Genomic DNA, 22438 nt, shown 5'->3' with positions numbered 1-22438 from the left:
AGCGGCACGCGAGTACCAGCGGCCGCCCGCGCGCGGGTCAGTGCGCGCGGAGTTCGTCGAGGAACTCGTCGACCATGTGCAGCTGCTCCTGGAGGCGCCCTCGTCGTGTCTCAGCGTCCCGGATGAACGCAGCGACCCGCGAACGGACCGCGGTCAGGTCGACGTCGGGCTGCGCTTCGTCGAGCATCTTCACCGCGTCCACCAGGATCCCGGCCTCCCCGAGGGAGAACCCGAGCGGTTTCATCCGCCGCACCATCAGGAGTCGGGCGACGTCGTCCTCGGAGTACAGGCGGAAGCCGCCTTCGGTGCGGCCGGACGGGTGCAGCACCTCGGCGGCGTCGTAGTCGCGGATCGTCTTCACACTCAACCCGGTGCGCTCGGCGACCTCGCCGATGTGCATCAGGTACTCGTTCGACATCGTCACGTCGTCACCCTCCACTTGCGCAACAACCCTTCCGTTGCGTTAGAGTCGAACCATACCAACCTTCCCGCAACGGAAGGGTTGGATCCGGCTGGACGCTCTGCCGCCGCCGGCCGTGCGCGATGACGCGCCCCACGACAGCTCTCGCGGGCGCAGCGCCCGCACCCCCATCCGAAGGAGACCCGTGACCACCGTCACGCAGTCGGTGCCCGTCCAGGTGCACCACAGCCCCACCGTCCTGTCCGCACTGCGGAACCCGAAGATCCTGCTCCGTGAGGTCCTGGCCGGCCTCGTCGTCGCCCTCGCCCTGATCCCCGAGGCGATCTCGTTCTCGATCATCGCCGGGGTCGACCCCCGCGTCGGCCTGTTCTCGGCGTTCGTGATGGCTGTCGTCATCTCCTTCGTCGGCGGCCGCGCCGCGATGATCACCGGCGCCACCGGAGCCATCGCCCTCGTCGTCGCGCCCGTCGTCGAGGAACACGGTCTCGACTACCTCATCGCCACCGTCCTCCTCGGCGGGATCTTCCAGCTCGTCCTCGGCGGGCTGGGCGCGGCGAAGCTCATGCGGTTCGTGCCCCGGTCCGTGATGGTCGGCTTCGTCAACGCGCTCGCGATCCTGATCTTCACCGCGCAGCTGCCGAACATCATCGGCGTCTCCTGGCTCGTCTGGCCGATCGCCGCCGCTGGCATCGCGATCATCGTCCTGCTGCCACGCCTCACGAAGGCGATCCCTGCACCCCTGGTCGCGATCGTCGTCCTGACCCTGGTGACCGTGTTCGCGTCGATCGCCGTCCCGACCGTCGGCGACGAGGGCAAGCTGCCCGACAGCCTCCCGAGCCTGTTCATCCCGAACGTCCCGGTGAACCTCGAGACGCTCACGATCATCGCCCCGTACGCCCTCGCCATGGCGCTCGTCGGGCTGCTCGAGTCGCTGATGACCGCGAAGCTCGTCGACGAGGTCACCGACACCGGTTCCCGCAAGACCCGCGAAGCCCTCGGGCAGGGCGTCGCGAACATCGCCTCGGGCCTCTTCGGCGGCATGGGCGGCTGCGCGATGATCGGCCAGACGATGATCAACGTCAAGGCCTCCGGCGCTCGGACCCGCATCTCGACGTTCCTGTCCGGCGTGTTCCTGCTGGTCCTCGTCGTCGGGCTCGGCGACGTCGTCGCGATCATCCCGATGGCAGCCCTCGTCGCCGTCATGGTGATGGTGTCGGTCGGGACCTTCGACTGGCACAGCATCAAGCCCTCCACGCTCAAGCGGATGCCGGTCGGCGAGACGATCGTCATGGTCCTCACCGTCGTGATCGTCGTCGCCACCGACAACCTCGCCATCGGTGTGATCATCGGTGTGATCGCCGCGATGGTCGTCTTCGCCCGCCGCGTCTCCCACTTCACCAACGTCTCGCGGAGCATCGAGACGCTCCCGACCGGTGAACAACACGCGCTGTACACCGTCGAGGGTGAGCTGTTCTTCGCCTCCTCCAACGACCTCATCACCCAGTTCGACTACTCGGACGACCCCGAGCTCGTGATCATCGACATGACCAGGTCGCACGTGTGGGACGCCTCCACCGTCGCCGCGCTCGACTCGATCGAGACGAAGTACCACCAGCACGGCAAGCGGGTCGAGATCCGCGGCATGAACGACGCCAGCCGGGCCTTCCACGGCCGCCTCGCCGGGAACCTCGGCGCCGGCCACTGAGGCCGCTCCGACCTCCGCCCGGCCCCGACCCGGGGCACCGAGTGAACGGGCGGAGCAGCGAGGCCGGTTCCTGATCCACCGGCTTCGCGGCGGGCACCGTCACGTCGTCCACGGACGGTGCCCGCACCTCACGTCCACGGGAGCCAGCTGTGCCGAAACCACCCACCATCCACGACGTCGCCGCCGCCGCGCACGTGTCACACCAGACCGTGTCCCGCGTCCTCAACGGCGCCACCAACGTCCGACCCACGACCCGCTCGCGCGTCGAACACGCGATCCAGGCGCTCGACTACACCCGCGATGACCAAGCCGCAGCACTCGCCCGCCGCCCGCGGCGACGGACGACCGACTGACGACGGTCCCCCCCCCCTGACGCCCACGGCCCCTCCGGCAACTCGCCGTCAGGGGCTGTTCGTGGCTCAGCACGGTGTCGTCCGGATCGACGCGTTGCTCGTTGACCGGCGAGACGTGCGGTGGGAGGCTCGCTCGATGCGAGGGAGTGAGCGAGCGCTGATGCTCCGGCCCACCACGCCTGACGACCTCCTCGAGGTGCGGGCACTGTTCCGCGATCCGGCGTTCGAGGGATGGGGCGGGCCTGGGTTCCGGTCCGACTCGCAGCTCCGGGAGAAGTACGTGGGCGCTCGTCTCCCGGACGTCGAGTGCTTCCTCGTCGAGGTCGACGACCGAGTGGTCGGCTTCACGCAGTTGTACGCGGATGGATCGGGCGCCGGTACGGACCTCATCCTGCTGCCCGCGGAGCGTGGTGCGGGTGTCGGTCGACAGGTGGTCGAGGCCCTGCTCGAGCGGGTCCGGGCGAGCGGCAGGACCCACTTCGTGGTCGACCCGTCACCCGAGGACCGCGGTGCGGTCGCGTTCTGGCGAGCTGTCGGCTTCCGAGGCCGAGGCACCATGGCGTACCCGCTCCAGGAGACGGACGAGCAGCAGAACGTGGTGAGGTGAGGTCGTGCGCATCCGATCAGTGGCAGTCGTCGTCCGTGACGAGCGGGTGCTCGTGATCGAGCGACGCAAGGACGGGCGGAGCTACTGCGTGCTCCCCGGTGGTGGCGTCGAAGCGGGCGAGGACCTCCGTGCGGCCTGCCGCCGTGAGCTGCTCGAGGAGACCGGGCTCGACGGTCACGTGGGCGACCTGCTCGACGTCCCCGTGGAGAGCGACACACCTGCCGTGTACTTCACGGTGCGGGTGAGCTCCGCGGAGCTGTCGCTCGGAGGCCCGGAGCTGCAGCGTGCCTCGGAGCGCAACGAGTACGCCCCGACCTGGATCGCCGCGACGTCGCTCGACGACGTGCACCTCGTGCCCGCTGAGGCGGTACAGGCGGTACGCCTCGTCCTGCGCGCCACCTCGCCATCGTCCGAGCCGCTTCGGTAGCCGACCGCCCAGCGGACGGTTCAGCCGTCGGGGCTGCGCCGGGCCAGGTCGTTGCGACGGGAGAAGTCCTCGAGGGCCGCACGGTCCGGCAGGAGGACCTTCGGTCGTCCGAACTCGTCGAAGGCGTGTCGGTACCGGAGCCGGTTCGTCCTGGCGGGTCCGAGTATGAACCGGATCATCTCCATGCGGAGACGGTCGCGAGTGCCCTCCAGGCTCCCGGCGCGGTCGGGTTCGAAGAGCGTCCGGCGGACGTACCGGACGACGCTCGCTGCCGGCGAGGCATCCAGGACCACCAGGCCCGTCGCCCGCCGGAGCCGCTCGGGGAGCCAGCGGGACTAGTTGCCGTCGATGACCCACCGATCGGTGCGCACCACCTCGTCGTGCATCAGCTCGAACTCGTCGTCCGGGCGCTCGACCCACTGTGTCCCGGGCAGGTGCCGGTACTGGTCCAGATGGATCACCGGAAGGGAACGGACTCGGCCGACGGCCGCCGCGAGGGTCGACTTGCCGCTGTTCGACGGCCCCAGGATGCAGATCCGCTGGCCGAGGTCGTCGAGGTCCATGTCGCGAGTCTTCCACGGGCACGTCGACGGTCCGGCTGCCCTGGATCGTCGGTGATCACCCGTCGGGCAGTCCCCGGTCGACCCTGCCCCGTACGGTGGACGGGTGTCATCGTCGCTCCGCAGCCCGGGGACCTCGCGTCCGAAGCTCCTCACCGTCACGTACGTCGTCGTGACCGGTGCCCGCAAGTGGCTCGCTCGCGGACTGACGCAGCTCGGCTGGCGCCCGGCCCTGCTGCCGTACTCCGGCTACGCCGACGCGCAGCAGGGCCGTGTCCTGGCCCGGGTGGTGCTCGCGCCGGCATCGGTCGACCCGGCCGCCCGACGTGGGATCGCCGCATGGCGTCGGCTGCTGACGGTGGAGCGCCCCGACGTCGAGGTCGAGGTCGAGCTCGGCGGCACGACCACGACGGCGATCAGCGACGAGCAAGGGCTCGTGGACGTGAGCGTGGCGCTCGAGCACTCGTCGGGGTCTGCTCCCGAGGACGCCGTCCTGCGGCTGCCGGGGCGAGCGCCGACCCGTGTGCCGATCCACGCCGTCGCAGGCGGGTCACACCGGGGCGTCGTCTGCGACATCGACGACACCGTGTGGGTCACGGGCATGTCGAACCCGCTCGCAGCCGCCCGACGGACGTTCTTCGGCAGGAGTGCGACGCGGAAGGCCGTCCCCGGCATGGCCGAGCTCGTGCAGGACGTCGTCCGTGGTCAAGGTCAGCCGACGGTCGTCTACGTCAGCAACGGTCCGTGGAACTTCGCGGGGATCGCCTCGCGGTTCCTGCAGCGCAACGGGTTCCCGGCCGGCACGCTGCTCATGACGGACTGGGGGATCACGCCGACGCACTGGTTCCGGGACGGGAAGGAACACAAGCGGTCCTCCCTCCTCCGGCTGCGCGAGGACCTGCCCGACGTCTCCTGGGTGCTCATCGGCGACGACGGCGAACACGACCCCGAGCTCTACTCGGCCTTCGCCCGCGACCACCACGACGCGGTCGCAGCGATCGCCATCCGTGAGGTGCAGGAGTCCACGTCGGGGCGTGAGCAGGTGACGCTGGTGCACGGCGTGCCCGTCGTCCGGGGCCGCGACGGGAACGCGCTGCTGCCGTTGCTGCGCCGAGCGCTCGAGCAGTGACCGGCAGGACGGCGACGTGGACGACTCCACCCGGCTCCTGCGACTCCTGACCCCCGAGCAGTCGTGGACCGCGGTCGTCGACCTCCTCGGACACCTGGGCTGGGTGCGCTGCGGCACGGGGGACTGGGCACAGGCGTTCCGATCGCCGTCCGGCCGACTCGCTGCCCGGATCAGCCCATTCGACCCCGCCGGGCCGTACTCCGCGATGCTCTACCGACTGGCCGCACACACCCGCCAGGTGCCCGCGCTGGTCCACCACCGCGTGCTCGACGGCGGAGCCGACCTCACCGTCATGGAGTACCTGGAACCGGTCTCCGTCGCGATCGGCGCACGCTTCCACCAGGCGCTCGCCGGTCGGGAGCCGTCCGTCGCCGTGCTGGCGGACGTGATCGACAAGGTGCACGCGCGCGGTGCCGCCGAGCAGCCGTGGTGGGGGCCGCTCGACGACAACCCCGCCAACGTCATGCGGGGCTCGGACGGGAGACTCGTCGTCGCCGATCTCTTCTACGCCGACGGACCGGTGCTCTACGCCGCCGCGCGGACGGACCCGGACCGGATCGCGCGCGACTACCCCGAGCACCGTCGGCGGCACATGACCGAGCTGCCGCTGGCGAGCTCGGGCGGCTGGCCGCCCGGGGACGCCGAGGAGATCCGGGCGCTGCTCGCCGACGTGGACGCGCGTGCAGCGGCGCCCCGGTGAGGAACGACGCGCGGTGCGGAGCACGTTGCTCCTGCCGTTGCGTCATGTGGTCTGCTCGGAGCACGTCCCGTCCCGTCGCACCCTGGAAGGTCCGCCGTGCACTCGTTCCCTGTCCCGCCCCGCCACGTCCTGATCGGTGACGCCGCAGCGTTCGTCGGCACCACACCGCGGGCGATCCGGCACCACCACCAACTCGGCCTGCTCCCCGAGCCCGATCGGGGGAGCGACGGTCGGCGTCGGTACGGATCGGCAGACCTCACCCGACTCCTCTGGATCCGGCGGATGGCCGACGCAGGCCTCGCGCTCGAGGACATCCGGGATGCGTTCGACGGCGCCGCCCCGAGCACCCTGGACGACGACGGAGCGGTCACGAGCGTCCTCGGCCGCCTCGAGGACAACCTCGCCGAGCAGGAGGCCGCCCTGCAGCGGAAGCGCGCCGCGGTGCGTCGGATGCGCGCGCTCGGCAGTCGCCTCGGCCTGCTCCACGACGTCGTCGCACGCCGGCTCGAGGAGGCGCCGGCGGGGGCACTCCGGACCGACGACCTCGACACGCTGCTCGTCACCGAGCGCATCTTCGGCCCGCTCGGAGCGGTCGCGCAGGCCGGCCGGTTCCTCGCCCTCGCACGGGACCCGGCCCTGCGCGCCGAGTCGGACCGCGTCGACGCTGCCGAGGCGGCGCTCGACGACACCGTGGCGGTCGATGACCCGCGCGTCGCGCAGGTCGCCACCGAGCGGCACGCCTTCGAGACCACCCTGATGCGGGTCATCGAGGAGTCCGGGCAACCGGAGGAGGACGACGCGCTCTTCGACGCCTGGGACGAGGGCCACCGAGCGGAGGACGACGGGACCGCAGCGGCCGCCGGAGGTCGAGCCACGAAGGCAGCGGCGGTGATCGCGCGCATGCCCTACGACCTCTCGCCGGCACGACTCCGGGCGATGGAGCTCGCCCTGCAGCTCGGGATCGCCCCGGACGAGCCTGAACAGGACTCGACGGACCGCCCGTAGGGTCGTGCGCATGCTCGACCTGCAGGTCGCTCCGAACGGGGACGTCGATCACCCCGCGATGCCGCGGACCCCCGAGCAGATCGCCGCCGATGCCGCCGCCTGCGTCCGCGCCGGAGCGACGCTGCTGCACCTCCACGTCTTCGACGACGACGGGCAGGAGACCCTCGGAGGCGTCCACGTCGCCCGGGTGCTCCGTGCGGTGCGCGCCGTGTGCCCCGGGACGCCGATCAACCTCACCACCTTCGCGGCCGTCGTCCCCGATCCCGCAGAGCGCCTCCGGCTCGTCGAGTCGTGGACCGACCTCCCCGACCTGGTGGCGGCGAACCAGGGAGAGACCGGGATCGACGAGGTCAGCGCCGTCCTCGCCGCCCGCGGAGTCGCCGTCGAGGCGTGCGTGCTCAGCGTGGACGACGTCCGGGTCTTCCTGCGCCGCGGTGGGTGGGCGCACTTCGCCAGGCTCGTGGTCGAGCCACTGGAACCCGTGCTCGCCGACGCCCTGTCCCTGTCGGAGGAGATGGAGGCCTTGCTGTCGACCGAGGACGTCCGGCTCCCGCAGCTGCACCACGGCGTCGGTGCGGCCTCGTGGGGCATCATGCGTCGAGCCGTCGCGAACGGGCACGCCATCCGCACGGGGTTCGAGGACACGGTGCACCTCGAGGACGGGTCACGGGTGGAGTCGAACACCGAACTCGTGCGCGCCGCCGCGGCCCTCAGGTCCGCCGGCGAGCCACGTGCCAGCGCGACCGGCTAGCGCCTCGGGCCGTCGCGGAGCTGCGCCCGGTACGTGCCCGGTGCCGTCCCGCAGGCCCGGGTGAAGTGCGCGTAGAAGCTCGACTGCGACCCGAAGCCCGCCGCGTGCGCGATCTCCGAGATCGTCAGCGAGGTGGTCGCGAGCAACCGCTGCGACTCGGCGACCCGGCAGCGCGTCAGGTACTCCAGGATCGTCGCGCCGACGTCCTGACGGAACACCGTCATCGCGTAGTGCGGGTGCAGGTGCGCCGCGGCAGCCACGTCGGCGACCTCGATCGGGTCCCGGAACCGGTCGACGACGAACCGCACCATGTCGATCACCCGGTGCATCGCGTCCGCTGTGCCGTGTCCGTCCTCGGCGCGCAGGGCGAGGGCGTCACGGTGGTGGCGGAGGAGCCGCCGGACGAGCGCCTGGGCCTCGAGGTTCGCGATCACCTCGGCGCCGTCGTCCGCGAAGTCCCGCTGCCACGACCCCAGCATCGACTCGACGTCCCGACCGGCGGCAGCCGTGGGCACGACGACGGGCCGGTTGAGGAGCATGGCGCCCAGGTCGTGGTCGGGCAGCCCCCACGCCAGGACCTCGCCGAGCGGGATGTGCACCCAGCGGAACTGCCCGGTCCCGGTCGCGTCGCCGACGAGCTGGTGGGGTGTCCACCCCCAGAAGAGTGCGATCTCCCCGGCGTGGACGCTCACGGGCGCACCGCCGAACCGGTAGTCCAGCCGCCCCTCGAGGACGAGGTTGATCTCGAGGTCGTCGTGCCGGTGCGACGACGCCATGAGCGGCGGCGGGCCGCGATGGCTCCAGTACGCCGCTTCCACCGTCTCCACGTCGAGCACACCGCGAGCCTACGACAGCGCACCGCCCGACCGGCAGGGCCGGCACCGCCCGCTCGGCCGGGCGGGCACCCGTCGGGGAGCAGCCCGTCCGAGGATCCTGGAACCCTCCCGTCCGAAGCCGGAGGACCCGGGGGAGCCTCGCTTCCTAGCGTGACGACATGACCAAGATCACCATCATCGGCGCCGGCGGCTTCGTCTTCCCCTTCCGCCTCATCGGCGACCTCGTGAGCTTCCCCGCACTGCAGGACGCGACCCTGCACCTCATGGACCTCGACGCGGGCAGGGTCGCCCGCACCGCGACGGCCGCGCGCGAACTCGTGGCCCACCACGGGCTCGGGGTCGAGGTCCTCGAGACCACCGACCGGCGCGAAGCCCTCGACGGCGCGGACGTCGTCATCATCACGTTCCAGGTCGGCGGGGTCGAGTCGTACCGGTGGGACGTCGAGATCCCGCGGAGGTACGGCATCGACCAGGCGGTCGGCGACACCGTCGGCCCCGGCGGCGTCTTCCGGTTCCTCCGGTCCGTCCGCGCCTACGAGGACATCGCCCGTGACGCCCTCGAGCTCTGCCCGGACGCCCAGTTCATCAACTACGCCAACCCGATGGCGATGGCGACGGCGTTCCTCAACGCGAAGGGCCTGCGCACCGTCGGGCTGTGCCACAGCGTGCAGGGGACGACGCGGATGCTCGCCCGGACCCTCGACGTGCCGTACGACGAGGTCGAGTTCGTCAGCGCCGGCATCAACCACCAGGCCTGGATCCTCGAGTTCCGACGCCGGGGCGGGGAGGACCTGTACCCGCGCCTCCGCGAGGTCATGTCCGCCAAGCACCAGCGGGGGACCGCGGCGTCCGACCTGCACGACGACGACGGCGACCACAGCGAGGCCGCCGTCGCCGCGACCAACTACGAGGGCGGGAACGAACAGGTCCGCACCGAGCTGATGCGGTCCTTCGGGTACTTCGAGACCGAGTCCAGCCACCACGCGAGCGAGTACGTCCCGTACTTCCGGAAGGACCCGGAGACCGTGCTCGAGTACATCCCGGAGCGCTGGGACTACTACGAGATCTGCCTCGCGCACGACGAACAGGGCGACGTGGACGCCCAGCTCGAGAAGCTCAAGGCCGACCTGTCGCCGAGCGTGGAGTACGGCGCGTCCATCGTCAACGCGATCGTCACCGGCGTCCCCGCGGTCGTGTACGGCAACGTGCCGAACAGCACGGGCGTCATCCAGAACCTGCCGTCCGACGCCTGCGTCGAGGTCGCGTGCCTGGTCGACGGCAAGGGCGTGCAGCCGACGTCGTTCGGCGAACTCCCGCCCCAGCTCGCCGCGCTCAACCGCACGAACACCAACGTGCAGACGCTCGCCGTGCGCGCCGCACTCACGGGGGACGTGGCACACGTGCACCACGCGGTCGCGCTCGACCCGTTGACCGCAGCGCACCTGACCCTCGACCGGATCGCCGCGATGACCGACGAACTCCTGCACGCGCACGCCGCGCTGCTGCCCGAGTCCCTGCGTCCGGCGTCGGCGGTCACCCCCGGTGCGCCCGCGGGAGCCGACCGGGAGGCTCGTCCCGCGCTCGTCTGACCCCGCACGCCCGGCGCGGGGCCACCGTCCCCGCGCCGGCGCGGCCACCCGTCGGGTCGCGACCGCCGCACCGGTCGCGACCCCTCCACGCGGGGCGCGACGACGCGCCCGCGCAGGCCGCGCCTCCCGTCCGAACGCACACGGCACCACGACCTCGAAGGAGAGGACCATGCCGACCCGACCATCCCCCCAGCTGGCCAGACGGGGGTTCCTCGCGCTCGCCGGCATCTCCATGGCCGGCGCACTCGCGGCCTGCGCGGGGCAGGGGACCGCCGCGCACGGCGGCACCAAGCACATCCGCCTGTCGACCTGGAACATCCCGACCGACATCACCAGCTACCAGGCGATCGCCGACGAGTTCGTCGCCACGCACCCCGGCACGAGCGTCGCCGTCGAGGTCACGACGGGCCAGTTCCACCAGTGGTTCATCACCCGCCTCGCCGCCGACCTCGCCCCGGACATCATCCGGATCACCCCGCAGCAGATCGGTCGGTACGCCGCCAACGGCAGCCTGGTCGACATCAGCGGGCAGGTTCCCGCCGACTACCGGGCCGACTACACGGACCCGTTCTGGGCGATCGGCGCTCGGAACGACGGCGTGTACGGGGTGTTCCAGCACACCGACAACTTCATCACCTACTACAACCGCACCGTCATGGAACGCATCGGCGTCACGCCGCCGACCGCCGTCGCGGACGCCTGGACGTGGGACGAGTTCCTCGACGTCGCCCGCGAGGTCAAGCAGGTCACCGGGAAGTACGCCTTCGGCTACGGCTGGAGCGGACCGGAGACCGCGTACCGGTGGCTGCCCTTCGTGTACCAGAACAGCGGCGCCTTCCTCGGCGAGGACGGAGCGACCCCGTCGATGGACACCCCCGAGGCGATCGGTGCCCTCGAGTTCGGACGGAAGTGGTACGCCGAGGGCCTCGCCACCACGGGCAACCTCAGCAAGACCGGCGGCGGCGACGTCGCCCGGAACCTCTTCATGACGGGGCAGATCGGGATGATGCTCAACAACCCCGAGCCGATGGCACAGCTCGACGAGGAGATGCCCGACGACTGGGGCACCGCGCCGATGGTGCGGAACACCGGCGAGGCGAGCGACCTGGGCGGGAACGCCCTGGCGGTCACCAAGTCGAGCCGGTACCCGGACCTCGCCGCGGAGCTCGTCGTGATGATCACGAGCCGGGCGAACGTCGAACGCTTCTGCCACGACGGCAACTGGCTGCCGGCGCGGAAGTCCCTCGACGCCGCCGACATCGGGTACGCGACCCACTCCGACACCATGCAGCAGTTCATCGACCAGGGCGCGACGATCCCCCTGTCGATGGTGAAGGCCGAGACCGGGCAGTACTTCGCATCGCTCAACGCGGTCTTCGCCGACTACCTCGACCTGTGTCTCCTCGGGCAGCTCAGCCCGGAGGACGCAGCAGACCAGATGATGGGGGCGATGCGCAGTGTCACTGCGAACTGAGACCGCGCCGGTGCACCCGGCGACGACCAGGCCGCCGACCGGCGGGCTCCGCGCCGGACGGGCCACCCGGTCGCGACGGGGCCGCTTCGTCCCGTACGTCTTCGTCGGTCCCGCGGGACTGCTCTTCCTGGCGTTCTCGCTCGTCCCGATCGTCATCGCGGTCCTGCTGAGCCTGCGCGACAGCAGCACCTCGATCGGCGACGGGGAGTGGATCGGGGGCGGCAACTTCGTCTCCATGGGCTCGGACCCGTTGATCGTGACCGCGCTGCGGAACACGCTCGTGTTCACGATCGGGACCGTCCCGACGTCGATGGCGATCGGACTCGCGCTCGCCGTGGCGCTCAACCGACCGCTGCCGGGTCGCGGGGTCTTCCGTGCGCTGTTCTTCGTCCCGATGGTCGCCGCGGGCGTGGTCGTCGGCGTCGTCATGTCGTGGATCTTCAACGGCGACTACGGCGTGGTGAACAACCTGCTCGAAGCCCTCGGGCTGGGACGGTCGCCGTGGTTGACCGCTCCCGGATGGGCGATGGCCACGCTGGTGATCGTCGTGGTGTGGACCCGCATCGGGTTCTGCATGGTGATCTACCTCGGCGCGCTGCAGTCCGTCCCCGCCGAGCTCAAGGAGGCCGCGGCGATCGACGGGGCGTCCCGCTGGGCCCGGTTCCGCACGATCACGTGGCCGCTCCTCCGACCGACGACGTCGATCCTCACGATCCTCAACGTGGTGTTCTCGCTGCAGGCGTTCGACGTCATCTACGTGATGACCGGCGGCGGTCCGGGCTTCTCCACCACCGTGCTCATCCAGTACGTGTTCCGGTCGGCGTTCATCGACGCCCGGATGGGGTACGCGGCAGCCCTCGGTCTGGTGCTGGTCGCGATCCTGCTCGTGTTCACGCTGCTGCGGCAGCGGGCCGACCGCAAGGCGGAGGAGGTGCTCTGATGGCCGTCCTGGAGACCCGTGGTCGTTCGGCCGCACCGCGCGCCCGGAGACGTCACCGCCCGCGTCGGTGGTTGCTCGTCGCCGTCCTCACCGCACTGGCGGTCGTGATGGTGTTCCCGCTGTACTGGATGGTGGTGTCTGCGCTCACGCCCGGAGGGCAGTCGCAGAGCGGCTCGTTCTACCTGTTCCCCGCAGAGCCCTCGTTCGACAACTACGCCCAGGTGTTCAGCACCCAGCCGGTGTGGCGGTGGCTCGGCAACTCGGCGCTCATCACGAGCCTCGGCACCGCGCTGAGCGTCGTCGTGTCGCTCATGGCCGGGTACGCGCTCGCGAAGTTCCGGTTCCTCGGCCGCGGTCTGCTCTACGCCGCGTTCCTCGTCACGATCATGATCCCGATCCAGGTGACGATCGTGCCGAGCTTCCTCGTCGTCGCGAAGATGGGGCTCGTCGACTCCCCGTGGGCGGTGATCCTGCCGACGCTGTTCGACGTCGTCGGGATCTTCATCGCCCGGCAGTTCATGCTCGGCGTCCCGGACGCGCTGATGGAGGCTGCTCGACTCGACGGTGCGGGGGAGTTCCAGACGTTCTTCCGCGTGGTGCTGCCGTCGTGCGGGCCGCTGGTCGGTGTCCTCGTCATCCTCGGCTTCATGACCCGGTGGAACGACTTCCTCTGGCCGCTCGTCGTGCTGCAGGGCAACGAGAACCTCACCGTGCCGGTGGCGCTCTCGACCCTGACGAACAACCCGGCGTTCAGCTCCCCGTGGGGGGCCGTGATGGCGATCGCGACGGTGACCGTGCTCCCGTTGCTGGTGGTGTTCCTGGCCTTCCAGCGGCAGTTCGTGCAGGGCATCGCGTCGACCGGCATCAAGTAGGACCGGTGTCGGTGCCGCCCCCGCAGCGTGGCACCGACACCGTCCCGCCGCCCGGTCGGCCAGTCGTCAGGACCCCGCTGTCTCGAGCATCGCGAGCACGTGCGGCGCGCTCCACCGGAACAGCGCGTCCGACGGCGGCGACGCGAGGTCCTCGCCCCAGATCGCGACCGCCGCGCCCGACATCGGTGCGGCGAGCCGCGACCCGGAGTCACCGTCCCACGTCCGCAACGACCAGTGGGCCCGGAGGTCGGCCGCCGTGTACGCACTGTCGGCGGGGTCGAGGTCGGTCGGCACCTCGTACAGGTAGTAGGAGTCGTAGTTCAGCAGGTCGGTCCCCACCGCCGCCAGGTCGTCCGCGCCGGCTCGGTGGGCTCGGCGGTCGCGGCGCTCCGCCGGGTCCTCGGTGTCGCCGTCGAAGCTCCAGTACGTGACGTGGATGCGCGGGTCCAGCCGTCCGACGACGGCCCGGTCGATGCCGTCGTTCCAGGCCCAGACCTCCCGGTCACCGACGGCGGCGGCCATCGTGTTCAACCACCCGACCCGCTGGGCCGCCGTGGCGTCGTCGCCCCACTCGTCGCCGCCGATGTGCACGGTGCGGCTGGCCGGGAAGGTCCGGGTCACCTCGCGCAGCAGGTCTGCGGCGAGGCGGGCACTCGCCGGCGCCGTCACGTCGAGTTCGCTCTCGTCGGCTCGGATCCGGTCGACCCAGCGCGCACCGTGCCGGGCCTCGAGCAGGGCGAACGCAGCCGCCATGTGCCCCGGTGTGTCGATCTCGGGCACGATCGTGATGCCGCGCCGTGCCGCGTGGTCGGCGATCTCGCGCGCCTGCGCGGCGCTGAGGAAGGGACGGCCCGTGACCCGGCTGGTCCACACGCCGTCCTCGAGGTCGGCGTTCGCCGTGGTCTGCCCGAGCACCGCACTCTCGATGCCGACGTTCTGGTCGTCGGTCAGGTGCAGGTGCAGGAAGCGCCCACCGTCGTCCGCGAGCAGGTCGACGTACTGCTCGATGAGCGGGACCGGGTAGTACGCGCGAGCGACGTCGAGCATCACCCCGGTGGTCGGTCGTGCGGGTGCGGACCGGCCGGTCCTGACCGAGGCGGCCGACGCCCGGCACCCGGCCGCCGCGTACGCACCGGTGCAGGCGCGGACGGCGTACGTCCCGGCCGGTGCGCGTGCCGGTGCCCGGTGCGACACCCGGACGGTCGTGCTCGCCCCGGCAGCGAGCGATGGGATCCCGACGTGCCCGAGCGTGTACTGCCGGCTGCCGGCGGTCAGCGAGAGCCAGGCGTCGCGGGCCGGCTTGCGGGTCGTCGAGTGGTTCGTGAAGCGCAGCGTCGTCCGGACGGTCGTCCGGGTCGCCGTGACGCTGCTGGTCGCGGTGAGCTTCGTCGCGGTGACGCTGGGGGCGCGCCCCGCGGTGCCGGCTCCGGCAGGGTCGCCGCTCGGCACGAGCGTGTCGACACCCACCAGGACCGCCGCGCACGTGACGATCGTCAGGGCGAGCGCAGCGGCGCGAGCTGCGCGGCGGCGACGCGGGGGTCCGCTCTCCGCGGGTGCCCGCGACCCCTGGCCTTCCTCGTCGGATCCTGCACGCGCCACGACGTCCCACCCCTCGGTCACCGCGCCGTGCACGGGGGTCGTGCTGTGCGGTCCTGCTCCGACCCGGGTCGAGCAGACAGGCCCGACTGTAGCGGAGCGCGGACGCGCTGCGGGCGCTGCAGCCCGCCGAGGGGACGCCGCCCGGTCCCCGCGCGGGGAGACGACCTGCCGGTGACGGACGGGAGGCGCGCGGCGGGACCGCCGCGTTCCTCCCGTCCGGTGCGGTGCGGCACCCCACCGGACCGCACCGCAACGGCGGAGCACCCCGCTACGGAATCCCGCAAGACCGCAATGCGGTTCCCCTGTGCTTGTGGAGCGACACACCCGAGAGTACGTTCAGCCCAACGCTCAGCGTCGGAGTGGGACCACGGTCCCCGATCCGGGCTGGCGACATGCAGCGACGGGGGGATCCGGCGCTGTCCCGACCCTCTCCGCACCGCTGACCCAGGCGGCTCCCGCGTCACCCTGCGCGGCGTGCCGTCGTGCGGTGCTGCCGAGTGTCGTGTTCCGTACCCGAAACCGAACACCGCACGAAGGACCCGACCTCATGCACCCGCTCGTCCTCTTCGCGTCGCAGACCTCGACCCAGGTCGTGCTCGACAACATCGCCGCCTTCGGTCACGAAGCGCTCAAGTACTTCCCGATCGGCATCGCCGGCATCATCGTCTGGGCACTGTGGCTCTACCGCGTCGTGCTCTCGGCGCGCGCTCGTCCGGTCGAGAACGGCTTCCGCACGACGACCTCGGTCGTGGTGCCGTCCTTCCACGAGGACCCGGACATCCTGCTCCGCTGCCTCGACTCCTGGCGGGAGCAGCACCCGGACGAGATCATCATCGTCCTCGACGTGGCGGACACCGAGGCGTACCGCCGGATCGTGGCGGTGGGCGACCCCACCGTCAAGCCGGTGCTGTTCCACCACGTCGGCAAGCGGAGCGCGCTCGGCGAGGGCATCCGTCGGGCGAAGTACGACGTCCTGGTCCTGGTGGACTCGGACACCTCGTGGGAGCCCGGTCTCCTCGAAGCCGTGCAGATGCCCTTCGTCGACGAGCGCGTCGGCGGTGTCGGCACGCAGCAGAACGTCTACCAGCGGAACTCGAGCATCTGGCGCATCATCGCCGACTGGCTGGTCAACCTGCGGTACTTCAACTACGTCCCGGCGATGGGCGCGGCGGGTGCGGTCCCGATCCTGTCCGGTCGGACCGCGGCCTACCGGCGCTCCGCCGTGCTGCCGGTGCTCGACAACCTCGAGAACGAGTTCTTCCTCGGCCGCCGGTGCATCGCCGGGGACGACGGCCGTCTGACGTGGCTCGTCATCGCGTCGGGCTACAAGACCGTGCACCAGTCGTCGGCGAAGGCGCTGTCGATGTTCCCGGCGAGCGGCAAGGCGTTCTTCAAGCAGCGCATCCGCTGGAGCCGCAACTCCTACCGCACGTACCTGACGGCGATCGCCAAGGGGTGGGTCTGGCGGGTGCCCTTCGTGACGAAGATCACGGTGCTGCAGATCATCCTGACCCCGGTGACGATGGGCATCACGATGTGGTACCTGCTGTTCAGCCGCCTGGAGCTCAGCACCGTCGGCGTCCTGTTCACCATCGGCTGGCTGCTCTTCGGCCGTGCGGTGCGCGGGGTCTCGAACCTCAAGCGCCACCCGCTCGACCTGCTCGTGCTGCCGATGCTCGCCCTCGTCGTGATCGCGGTCGCCCTGCCGATCAAGGTGTACTCGTTCGTCACCATGAACAAGCAGGGGTGGCTCACCCGGCACGCCGACCAGGTCGGGGGTGACGGGCAGCAGGCTCGGACCCTCCAGCCGGAGACGACGACCGGTCGCCGGGTGGCCTCACCCGGTGTCGTCCTGCCGCAGGGTGCCGTCGCGGCGACCTCCGACGACCAGGCGGTCGCGGCATGAGCGCGCTGACGAAGACGACGCCGCGGCTCGCCGCGGGGCTGCTCGTCGGTGCCGGGCTCCTGCTCACGGGTGTCCTCGGCGTGCCCACCGCCGCCGTCGCGGCGACGACGTCCGCGGCCGCGGCCCCGGTGACGGGACGACCCTACGGGGGCGACCCGGACAAGGAGGCCCGGCTGGTGACGGCCGAGAACGACCGCATCTACAACGTCCGTGCACTGGCCTCGGCGGCGCGGTGGAGCGGCCTCGCGGTCTCGCAGCCGTACCGGCTCGCCACGGGCTCGTCGTACACACTCGTCCTCGTCGCCCGTGGTGCGGCGTACACCGTCGACGACCTCGCACGGCTCGCACCGTCCACGTTCGTCAAGCAGCCGGACGGCTCCTGGTTGCTCAGCGAGAACATCGTCGTCGAGAACGGCGCGACCCTGCGACTCGCGAGCCCCGACGGCCTGCGCATCCACCTCGCGAGCAACCACGAGGGCTTCGTGTCGATCGTCACCCAGGCCGGCAGCCTGCAGGTCGTCGGTTCGGCGAAGGCTCCGGTCACGATCGACGCCTGGGACCCGCAGGCAGGGCGGGTCGACCAGCAGACCTCGGACGGACGGGCGTACGTCCGGGTCCAGGGCGGGACCGCGACCCTGCAGTACGCGGCGTTCTCGCACCTGGGCTTCTGGAGCGGAACGACCGGCGGGGTCTCCCTGACCGGGACGAACCTCTCCACCCTGGACCAGGCCTCCGGCGACCAGCAGGGCAAGACCGAACGGACCACGAAGGACGTCTTCGGCAACGCCATCCTGCCGACCGGCGAGCTCCCGAAGAGCGGCAGCGCCACGGCGAGCGCCGGTGGCTACAGCTACGTGTCCGCCCTCGTGCAGCACGTCGCCTTCGACGGGAACGCCTACGGCCTCTTCCTGACGAGCGCGGACGGCGTGACGATGTCGGACGCCACGGTGGAGCACTCGCTCATCGACGGCCTCGTGCTGCACCGCTACGTCACGAACTCGACGTTCACGTCGGTCCGGTCGACGGACAACGCGGTGGACGGCGTGAAGATGACGCGGGCGTCGACCGGCATCGTCCTCAGCCAGGTGACCGCCTCGGACAACGGTCGCAACGGGATCACGCTGAACGGCAGCGGGCTCGCGGCGGGGCCGAACGCGGCCGGCATGCCGACGACGACCTACGGCAACAACGCGCTCTCGGACAGCAACAGCTCGGGCAACGGGCGCTACGGCATCGAGGTGATCGGCGGGAAGAACGTCCGGATCAGCGGGTCGACGGTCGCACGCAACGAGATGGGCATCGTCGTCCGGCACGACGCCGACGACGTGGTCGTCCGCAACAACGTGGTCAAGGACTCGTCGCAGAACGGCATCGCCGTCCTCGACGGGCCCAGTCGCACCGAGGTCTCCGAGAACTCGGTCGACGGCGCGGACATCGGCGTGTACGTCCGGGACAGCGCGTCCTCGTCGGTGACGAACAACGCGATCGACGATGCCCGCGTGCACGGGGTCACGATGGTCGGGGCGGTGGGTGGCACGGCCGTCGAGAACAACACGGTGGACGGTCGCGGGCCGAGCGCGATCGACCTCGCCCGGTCCGACGGAGCCGCCCAGCAGGGCAACACGACCGTCGAGTGGCAGTCGACGAAACCGTTCCTCGTCACCCTGCGCGCGGTGTTCCAACCGTTGACGGTGCTGTGGCTCCTGCTGCTGACGGTGGTGCTGGTCGCGGCGATCGGCGGGACACGACGTCGACGTCGGGGACAGCGCGAGCTGCCGTACGCGAAGCAGGCACCGCTGTCCAGCTACACCCGCGGCGCGGTGGACCCGGCCTCGCTCGGTCTCCCGCCCGTGGCGGGCCGCGGCACGCACGCTGCCGAGCCGGGTGCGGTCGCACCCTCGGGGAGCTGACCGGTGACGCGACGACCCCGTCGCCTGCGGTCACACCTCGTCGTCGGCGCAGCGGGCCTGGCGGTCGGAGCGCTGGTGGTCGGCGGTGTGTGGGCCGCCACGAGCGGTGCGGACCGGGGGGACGAGCAGGCCGCTCGCCCCCGGCCGACGCCGAGCGTCGAGCAGACCCCGGCCGCGACGCCGAACGGTGTCCCGGACACCCGTGCGACGCCCGACGCGACCGCGACTGGATCGCCCGACGCCGGGACGGGACAGGCCTCCCCGGTCGACACGGCCCGGTGCGACGCCGCCGCGACGACGACGGTCAGCACGGCGAAGGCCCTGGAGAAGGCACTCGACGACGCTCGAGCAGGGGCCGTGATCCGGCTCGCGTCCGGCACGTACACCGGCCGGTTCGAGGCCTCCGCGGCCGGGACGTCGGACGCACCCGTGACGCTGTGCGGCCCGCGTGACGCCGTGCTCGACGGCGGCGACGTGGAGGGCGGGTACGTCCTGCACCTCGACGGCGCGTCCTACTGGCGGCTCGAGGGGTTCACGGTCCGCAACGGGCAGAAGGGCGTCATGTTCGACGACGTCCAGCACTCGACGGTCGACGGCCTCACGGTCACCGACATCGGTGACGAGGGGATCCACCTGCGCGCCGACAGCAGCGACAACACCGTCCGCGGCAACAGCGTCAGCAGGACCGGTCTCCGGAAGCCGCAGTTCGGCGAGGGCATCTACATCGGCTCCTCGAAGAGCAACTGGTGCAAGGTCTCGGACTGCCGTGAGGACCGCAGCGACCGAAACGTCGTCACGGGCAACACCATCGCCGACACCGCTGCCGAGAACGTCGACATCAAGGAGGGGACGACCGGAGGCACCCTCTCCGACAACTCCTTCGACGGTGTCGGGATGCAGGGCGAGAACCACGCCGACTCGTGGGTGGACGTCAAGGGGAACGGGTGGACCGTCACCGGGAACCGGGGCGTCCGCTCACCGCTCGACGGCTTCCAGACCCACGAACTGCTGTCCGGCTGGGGGACCGACAACACCTTCACCGACAACCGCGTCGACCTCGGCAACACCGACGGCGTCGCGTTCGCCCTCCGACCCGTCGAGGGCAACACCGTCTCCTGCGACAACACCGTGGTCGGCTCGAACGAGTTCAGCACCACGGCCTGCACCGACTGACACCCGACGGCCACCGCGGTCCGTCACCACCCACCCTTCGCGACCCGAGAGCGAGCCCTTCCCATGTCTGCTTCCGTCACACCCATCCCCGACACCGCGATGCCGCCGGTCGCCCACCAGCCCCGCCTGACCGTCATCGGCACGGGGTACCTCGGCGCCACCCACGCCGTCTCGATGGCCGTCCTCGGGTACGAGGTCCTCGGCGTCGACGTCGACCCCGCCAAGGTCGAGGCGCTGATGTCCGGCCGGGTGCCCTTCCACGAGCCCGGCCTGCCCGAGCAGCTCGCGCAGGCCCTGGCGTCCGGTCGGCTGCGGTTCACCTCGTCACTGCGCGAGGCCGCCGAGTTCGGCGACGTCCACTTCGTCTGCGTGGGCACGCCCCAGCAGCGGGGGTCGCACGCCGCCGACATGACGTACGTCGACTCCGCCTTCCGCGAGCTCGCGATGCACATCGACCGCCGCGCGCTCGTCGTCGGGAAGTCGACCGTGCCGGTCGGGACCGCCGAACGGCTCGCCGCGCTCGTCGCGGAGGTCGCCCCCGCCGGGACCGAGGTCGAGGTCGCCTGGAACCCGGAGTTCCTCCGCGAGGGCTACGCCGTGCAGGACACGCTGCACCCCGACCGGCTCGTCTTCGGCGTGCAGACGGCGTGGGCCGAGGCGCAGCTGCGTGCAGCCTTCCGCCCGGTCCTCGACGAGGGGACGCCGCTGGTCGTGGCCGACCTGCCGACGGCGGAACTCGTCAAGGTGGCCGCCAACTCGTTCCTCGCGACGAAGATCTCCTTCATCAACGCGATGGCGGAGGTCTGCGAGGCGGCCGGTGCGGACGTCAGCGTCCTGGCGAGCGCCCTGTCCCACGACACCCGCATCGGCGGCCGCTTCCTCAAGCCCGGCCTCGGCTTCGGTGGCGGGTGCCTGCCGAAGGACATCCGCGCGTTCTCGGCCCGGGCGCAGGAGCTCGGTGTCGGCCAGGCGGTCCGCTTCCTCGACGAGGTCGACGCGATCAACCTGCGCCGCCGCCAGCGGACCGTCGACCTGGTCACGGAGATGGCGGAGGGGGACCTGGCGGGCAAGCGGATCGCGGCGCTCGGCGCGGCGTTCAAGCCGAACTCCGACGACATCCGCGATGCGCCGGCGCTCGACGTCGCACGGATGCTCGACGAGGCGGGTGCCGTCGTCACCGTGTACGACCCCGAGGCGATGGAGAACGCCGCGCGCGCCTACCCGACCCTGCGGTACGCGCCGTCGCTCACCGCGGCGGTGATCGATGCGGACGTGGTCGTGCTGCTGACCGAGTGGGAGCAGTTCCGCACGGTGGACCCGCACGACCTCGGCGCGCTCGTCCACCACCGACGCATCGTCGACGGCCGGCACGCGCTCGACGCGGACGCGTACCGCGCGGCCGGCTGGGAGCACCGTGCGCTCGGCCGACCGTCCGCGTCCGGCACGGTGGAGATCGCGGTCGACGAGCAGGACCGCCTGCAGGCCACGGCCTGACGGCCGGACGTCTCGGTGGGGGTACCACCGAGGACGCGCCCGGTTCACGACGACGTGCACCGGGCGGTGCGGAGGAGGCGGCTTCGGGCAGTGCCGCCCCTCCGCGCAGGGTGCTGCTCAGGCGCCGAGCAGCTCGGCGGCCTCGCGCACCGCGGTCGGGGCCCCGGCGAGGTGCCAGTCGTGCCCGTGGGCCCGGACGACGGTGGCCGCGCCACCGGCGCCCTCGACGAGCGCCCGTCCCGGGAGCCAGTCCCAGTCGGCGCAGTCGGTCTGCACCCAGAGGCCGATGCGCCCCGCTGCGACGTCCACCAGGTCGCAGGACCCCGATCCGCTGATCCGGACCGTCGCCGCCGCTGCCAGGAGTGCCGTCATGGGCGCCGCCTCGGCGGCGCGCAGGTGCGAGCTGTTGAGGAAGGTCGCCACGCTCGTCGCGGCGAGGGCCACGTCCGGCACCGCCGGCACGGCCTCGCCGTCACGGGTCGTCACCCCGTCCGACGCCACCCACGTCTCGTCGGCGAGCGGACGACGGACCGCGCCGACCCGGAGCACGCCGTCGACCTCGAGCGACACCGCGCTGCACCACGCGGGCAGGCCGGCGACGTAGTTGAACGTCCCGTCGATCGGGTCGACGGTCCACCGGCGTCCGTGGGTCGCCTCGGACCGGGCGCCCTCCTCGCCGAGCACCCCGTCGTCCGGACGGTGCTCGAGCAGCATCCGACGGACCAGGTCCTCGGCGGCGCGGTCGGCGGCCGTGACGAGGTCGGCGGCCGAGGTCTTCCGCTCCGCGTCGGTCCCGTCCCGTCGCATGTCGGCCGCGAGGCGCGCGGCATCGGTCACGAGGGCGGCGGCGAGGGCGTGGTCGTCCATCCGGCAACGGTAGCGGGCGGAGGACGGACGACGCAGGCCCGACGTCGCAGCGTCAAGACGTCGTACGGGATCCGGTCCGAGCCGTCAGGACGCCGTCAGGACCGGCTCGGCCCGGAACAG

22 protein-coding genes are annotated in these 22438 nt (G+C 71.5%); 16 read left to right on the top strand and 6 right to left on the bottom strand.

The annotated features are described in order from the left end of the window. Positions 1-37: 37 nt before the first annotated feature. Positions 38-418 (bottom strand): MerR family transcriptional regulator, encoded by a 381-nt coding sequence (locus M3677_RS08680; protein WP_058728562.1) that lies wholly within the window; start codon positions 416-418, stop codon positions 38-40. Positions 419-605: 187 nt separating this feature from the next. On the opposite strand from M3677_RS08680, the gene M3677_RS08675 reads away from it, so the two are divergent. From M3677_RS08675 to M3677_RS08660, 4 genes are all read left to right on the top strand, one after another. After that, positions 606-2126, top strand: coding sequence for a SulP family inorganic anion transporter (locus M3677_RS08675; protein WP_209682758.1), 1521 nt, complete (start codon positions 606-608; stop codon positions 2124-2126). A 149-nt stretch (positions 2127-2275) separates the two neighbouring features. Further along, positions 2276-2479, top strand: coding sequence for a LacI family DNA-binding transcriptional regulator (locus tag M3677_RS08670; protein WP_066654131.1), 204 nt, complete (start codon positions 2276-2278; stop codon positions 2477-2479). A 160-nt stretch (positions 2480-2639) separates the two neighbouring features. Continuing rightward, positions 2640-3086, top strand: a complete 447-nt coding sequence (locus M3677_RS08665) for a GNAT family N-acetyltransferase (protein ID WP_209682755.1) — start codon at positions 2640-2642, stop codon at positions 3084-3086. A gap of 4 nt (positions 3087-3090) precedes the next feature. Next, positions 3091-3513: an NUDIX domain-containing protein gene (locus M3677_RS08660; protein ID WP_209682752.1), complete on the top strand. Its 423-nt coding sequence runs from the start codon at positions 3091-3093 to the stop codon at positions 3511-3513. A 20-nt stretch (positions 3514-3533) separates the two neighbouring features. Here M3677_RS08660 and M3677_RS08655 read toward each other — a convergent pair whose 3' ends face one another. Next, complete coding sequence (locus M3677_RS08655; protein ID WP_251155436.1) at positions 3534-3698, bottom strand: hypothetical protein; 165 nt, start codon at positions 3696-3698, stop codon at positions 3534-3536. A gap of 150 nt (positions 3699-3848) precedes the next feature. Beyond that, positions 3849-4076 carry a hypothetical protein gene (locus tag M3677_RS08650; RefSeq protein ID WP_251155437.1) on the bottom strand — a complete coding sequence of 76 codons (228 nt, stop codon included), beginning with the start codon at positions 4074-4076 and terminating at the stop codon, positions 3849-3851. 103 nt (positions 4077-4179) lie between these two features. On the opposite strand from M3677_RS08650, the gene M3677_RS18395 reads away from it, so the two are divergent. The 4 genes from M3677_RS18395 (at position 4180) to M3677_RS08630 (ending at position 7658) form a co-directional block, all read left to right on the top strand. After that, positions 4180-5202, top strand: a complete 1023-nt coding sequence (locus M3677_RS18395; protein WP_209682747.1) for an App1 family protein — start codon at positions 4180-4182, stop codon at positions 5200-5202. A gap of 16 nt (positions 5203-5218) precedes the next feature. Then, positions 5219-5902: a hypothetical protein gene (locus M3677_RS08640; RefSeq protein ID WP_251155438.1), complete on the top strand. Its 684-nt coding sequence runs from the start codon at positions 5219-5221 to the stop codon at positions 5900-5902. Between the two features lie 96 nt (positions 5903-5998). Further along, positions 5999-6907, top strand: coding sequence for a MerR family transcriptional regulator (locus tag M3677_RS08635; protein ID WP_251155439.1), 909 nt, complete (start codon positions 5999-6001; stop codon positions 6905-6907). A gap of 10 nt (positions 6908-6917) precedes the next feature. After that, positions 6918-7658: a 3-keto-5-aminohexanoate cleavage protein gene (locus tag M3677_RS08630; protein WP_251155440.1), complete on the top strand. Its 741-nt coding sequence runs from the start codon at positions 6918-6920 to the stop codon at positions 7656-7658. Here M3677_RS08630 and M3677_RS08625 read toward each other — a convergent pair. Next, positions 7655-8494: a helix-turn-helix domain-containing protein gene (locus M3677_RS08625; protein ID WP_251160265.1), complete on the bottom strand. Its 840-nt coding sequence runs from the start codon at positions 8492-8494 to the stop codon at positions 7655-7657. The genes M3677_RS08630 and M3677_RS08625 overlap by 4 nt on opposite strands. 158 nt (positions 8495-8652) lie before the next feature. On the opposite strand from M3677_RS08625, the gene melA reads away from it, so the two are divergent. The 4 genes from melA to M3677_RS08605 all read left to right on the top strand — a co-directional run bounded on the left by melA (position 8653) and on the right by M3677_RS08605 (position 13369). Next, positions 8653-10083, top strand: a complete 1431-nt coding sequence (gene melA / locus M3677_RS08620) for an alpha-galactosidase (RefSeq protein ID WP_251160264.1) — start codon at positions 8653-8655, stop codon at positions 10081-10083. Positions 10084-10252: 169 nt separating this feature from the next. Next, complete coding sequence (locus tag M3677_RS08615; protein ID WP_251160263.1) at positions 10253-11557, top strand: ABC transporter substrate-binding protein; 1305 nt, start codon at positions 10253-10255, stop codon at positions 11555-11557. Then, on the top strand, positions 11541-12497 hold the full coding sequence (locus M3677_RS08610; protein ID WP_251160262.1) for a carbohydrate ABC transporter permease: 957 nt from the start codon (positions 11541-11543) through the stop codon (positions 12495-12497). The genes M3677_RS08615 and M3677_RS08610 overlap by 17 nt, the downstream gene beginning before the upstream one ends. Further along, entirely contained in the window at positions 12497-13369 is an 873-nt protein-coding gene (locus tag M3677_RS08605) for a carbohydrate ABC transporter permease (RefSeq protein ID WP_245171085.1), read from the top strand. Before M3677_RS08610 ends, M3677_RS08605 begins: the two co-directional genes overlap by 1 nt. A gap of 66 nt (positions 13370-13435) precedes the next feature. Here M3677_RS08605 and M3677_RS18390 read toward each other — a convergent pair whose 3' ends face one another. Next, a complete protein-coding gene (locus tag M3677_RS18390; RefSeq protein ID WP_209682740.1) occupies positions 13436-14968 on the bottom strand; it encodes a family 20 glycosylhydrolase in 1533 nt (510 codons plus the stop codon). Between the two features lie 547 nt (positions 14969-15515). Here M3677_RS18390 and M3677_RS08595 point away from each other — a divergent pair. The 4 genes from M3677_RS08595 (at position 15516) to M3677_RS08580 (ending at position 21451) form a co-directional block, all read left to right on the top strand. Then, on the top strand, positions 15516-16874 hold the full coding sequence (locus tag M3677_RS08595) for a glycosyltransferase (protein WP_209682738.1): 1359 nt from the start codon (positions 15516-15518) through the stop codon (positions 16872-16874). Then, a complete protein-coding gene (locus M3677_RS08590) occupies positions 16871-18784 on the top strand; it encodes a right-handed parallel beta-helix repeat-containing protein (protein ID WP_251160261.1) in 1914 nt (637 codons plus the stop codon). The genes M3677_RS08595 and M3677_RS08590 overlap by 4 nt, the downstream gene beginning before the upstream one ends. 3 nt (positions 18785-18787) lie before the next feature. Beyond that, positions 18788-19957, top strand: coding sequence for a right-handed parallel beta-helix repeat-containing protein (locus M3677_RS18385; RefSeq protein ID WP_066654146.1), 1170 nt, complete (start codon positions 18788-18790; stop codon positions 19955-19957). Positions 19958-20020: 63 nt separating this feature from the next. Beyond that, on the top strand, positions 20021-21451 hold the full coding sequence (locus M3677_RS08580; RefSeq protein ID WP_200884143.1) for a UDP-glucose/GDP-mannose dehydrogenase family protein: 1431 nt from the start codon (positions 20021-20023) through the stop codon (positions 21449-21451). Positions 21452-21568: 117 nt separating this feature from the next. On the opposite strand, the gene M3677_RS08575 is transcribed toward M3677_RS08580, so the two are convergent. Beyond that, complete coding sequence (locus tag M3677_RS08575; RefSeq protein WP_251160260.1) at positions 21569-22318, bottom strand: inositol monophosphatase family protein; 750 nt, start codon at positions 22316-22318, stop codon at positions 21569-21571. Positions 22319-22438: the final 120 nt, after the last annotated feature.

Source organism: Curtobacterium sp. P97, assembly GCF_023712445.1.
Classification (GTDB): Bacteria; Actinomycetota; Actinomycetes; order Actinomycetales; family Microbacteriaceae; genus Curtobacterium.
This window is presented reverse-complemented; position numbering and strand designations above follow the sequence as displayed.

Coding starts and splice junctions, on each gene's coding strand:
- M3677_RS08680 (WP_058728562.1), bottom strand. CDS start 418: ATGTCGAACGAGTACCTGATGCACATCGGCGAGGTCGCCGAGCGCACC.
- M3677_RS08665 (WP_209682755.1), top strand. CDS start 2,640: ATGCTCCGGCCCACCACGCCTGACGACCTCCTCGAGGTGCGGGCACTG.
- M3677_RS08655 (WP_251155436.1), bottom strand. CDS start 3,698: ATGGAGATGATCCGGTTCATACTCGGACCCGCCAGGACGAACCGGCTC.
- M3677_RS08650 (WP_251155437.1), bottom strand. CDS start 4,076: ATGGACCTCGACGACCTCGGCCAGCGGATCTGCATCCTGGGGCCGTCG.
- M3677_RS08630 (WP_251155440.1), top strand. CDS start 6,918: ATGCTCGACCTGCAGGTCGCTCCGAACGGGGACGTCGATCACCCCGCG.
- melA (WP_251160264.1), top strand. CDS start 8,653: ATGACCAAGATCACCATCATCGGCGCCGGCGGCTTCGTCTTCCCCTTC.
- M3677_RS08615 (WP_251160263.1), top strand. CDS start 10,253: ATGCCGACCCGACCATCCCCCCAGCTGGCCAGACGGGGGTTCCTCGCG.
- M3677_RS08605 (WP_245171085.1), top strand. CDS start 12,497: ATGGCCGTCCTGGAGACCCGTGGTCGTTCGGCCGCACCGCGCGCCCGG.
- M3677_RS08595 (WP_209682738.1), top strand. CDS start 15,516: ATGCACCCGCTCGTCCTCTTCGCGTCGCAGACCTCGACCCAGGTCGTG.
- M3677_RS08590 (WP_251160261.1), top strand. CDS start 16,871: ATGAGCGCGCTGACGAAGACGACGCCGCGGCTCGCCGCGGGGCTGCTC.
- M3677_RS08580 (WP_200884143.1), top strand. CDS start 20,021: ATGTCTGCTTCCGTCACACCCATCCCCGACACCGCGATGCCGCCGGTC.
- M3677_RS08575 (WP_251160260.1), bottom strand. CDS start 22,318: ATGGACGACCACGCCCTCGCCGCCGCCCTCGTGACCGATGCCGCGCGC.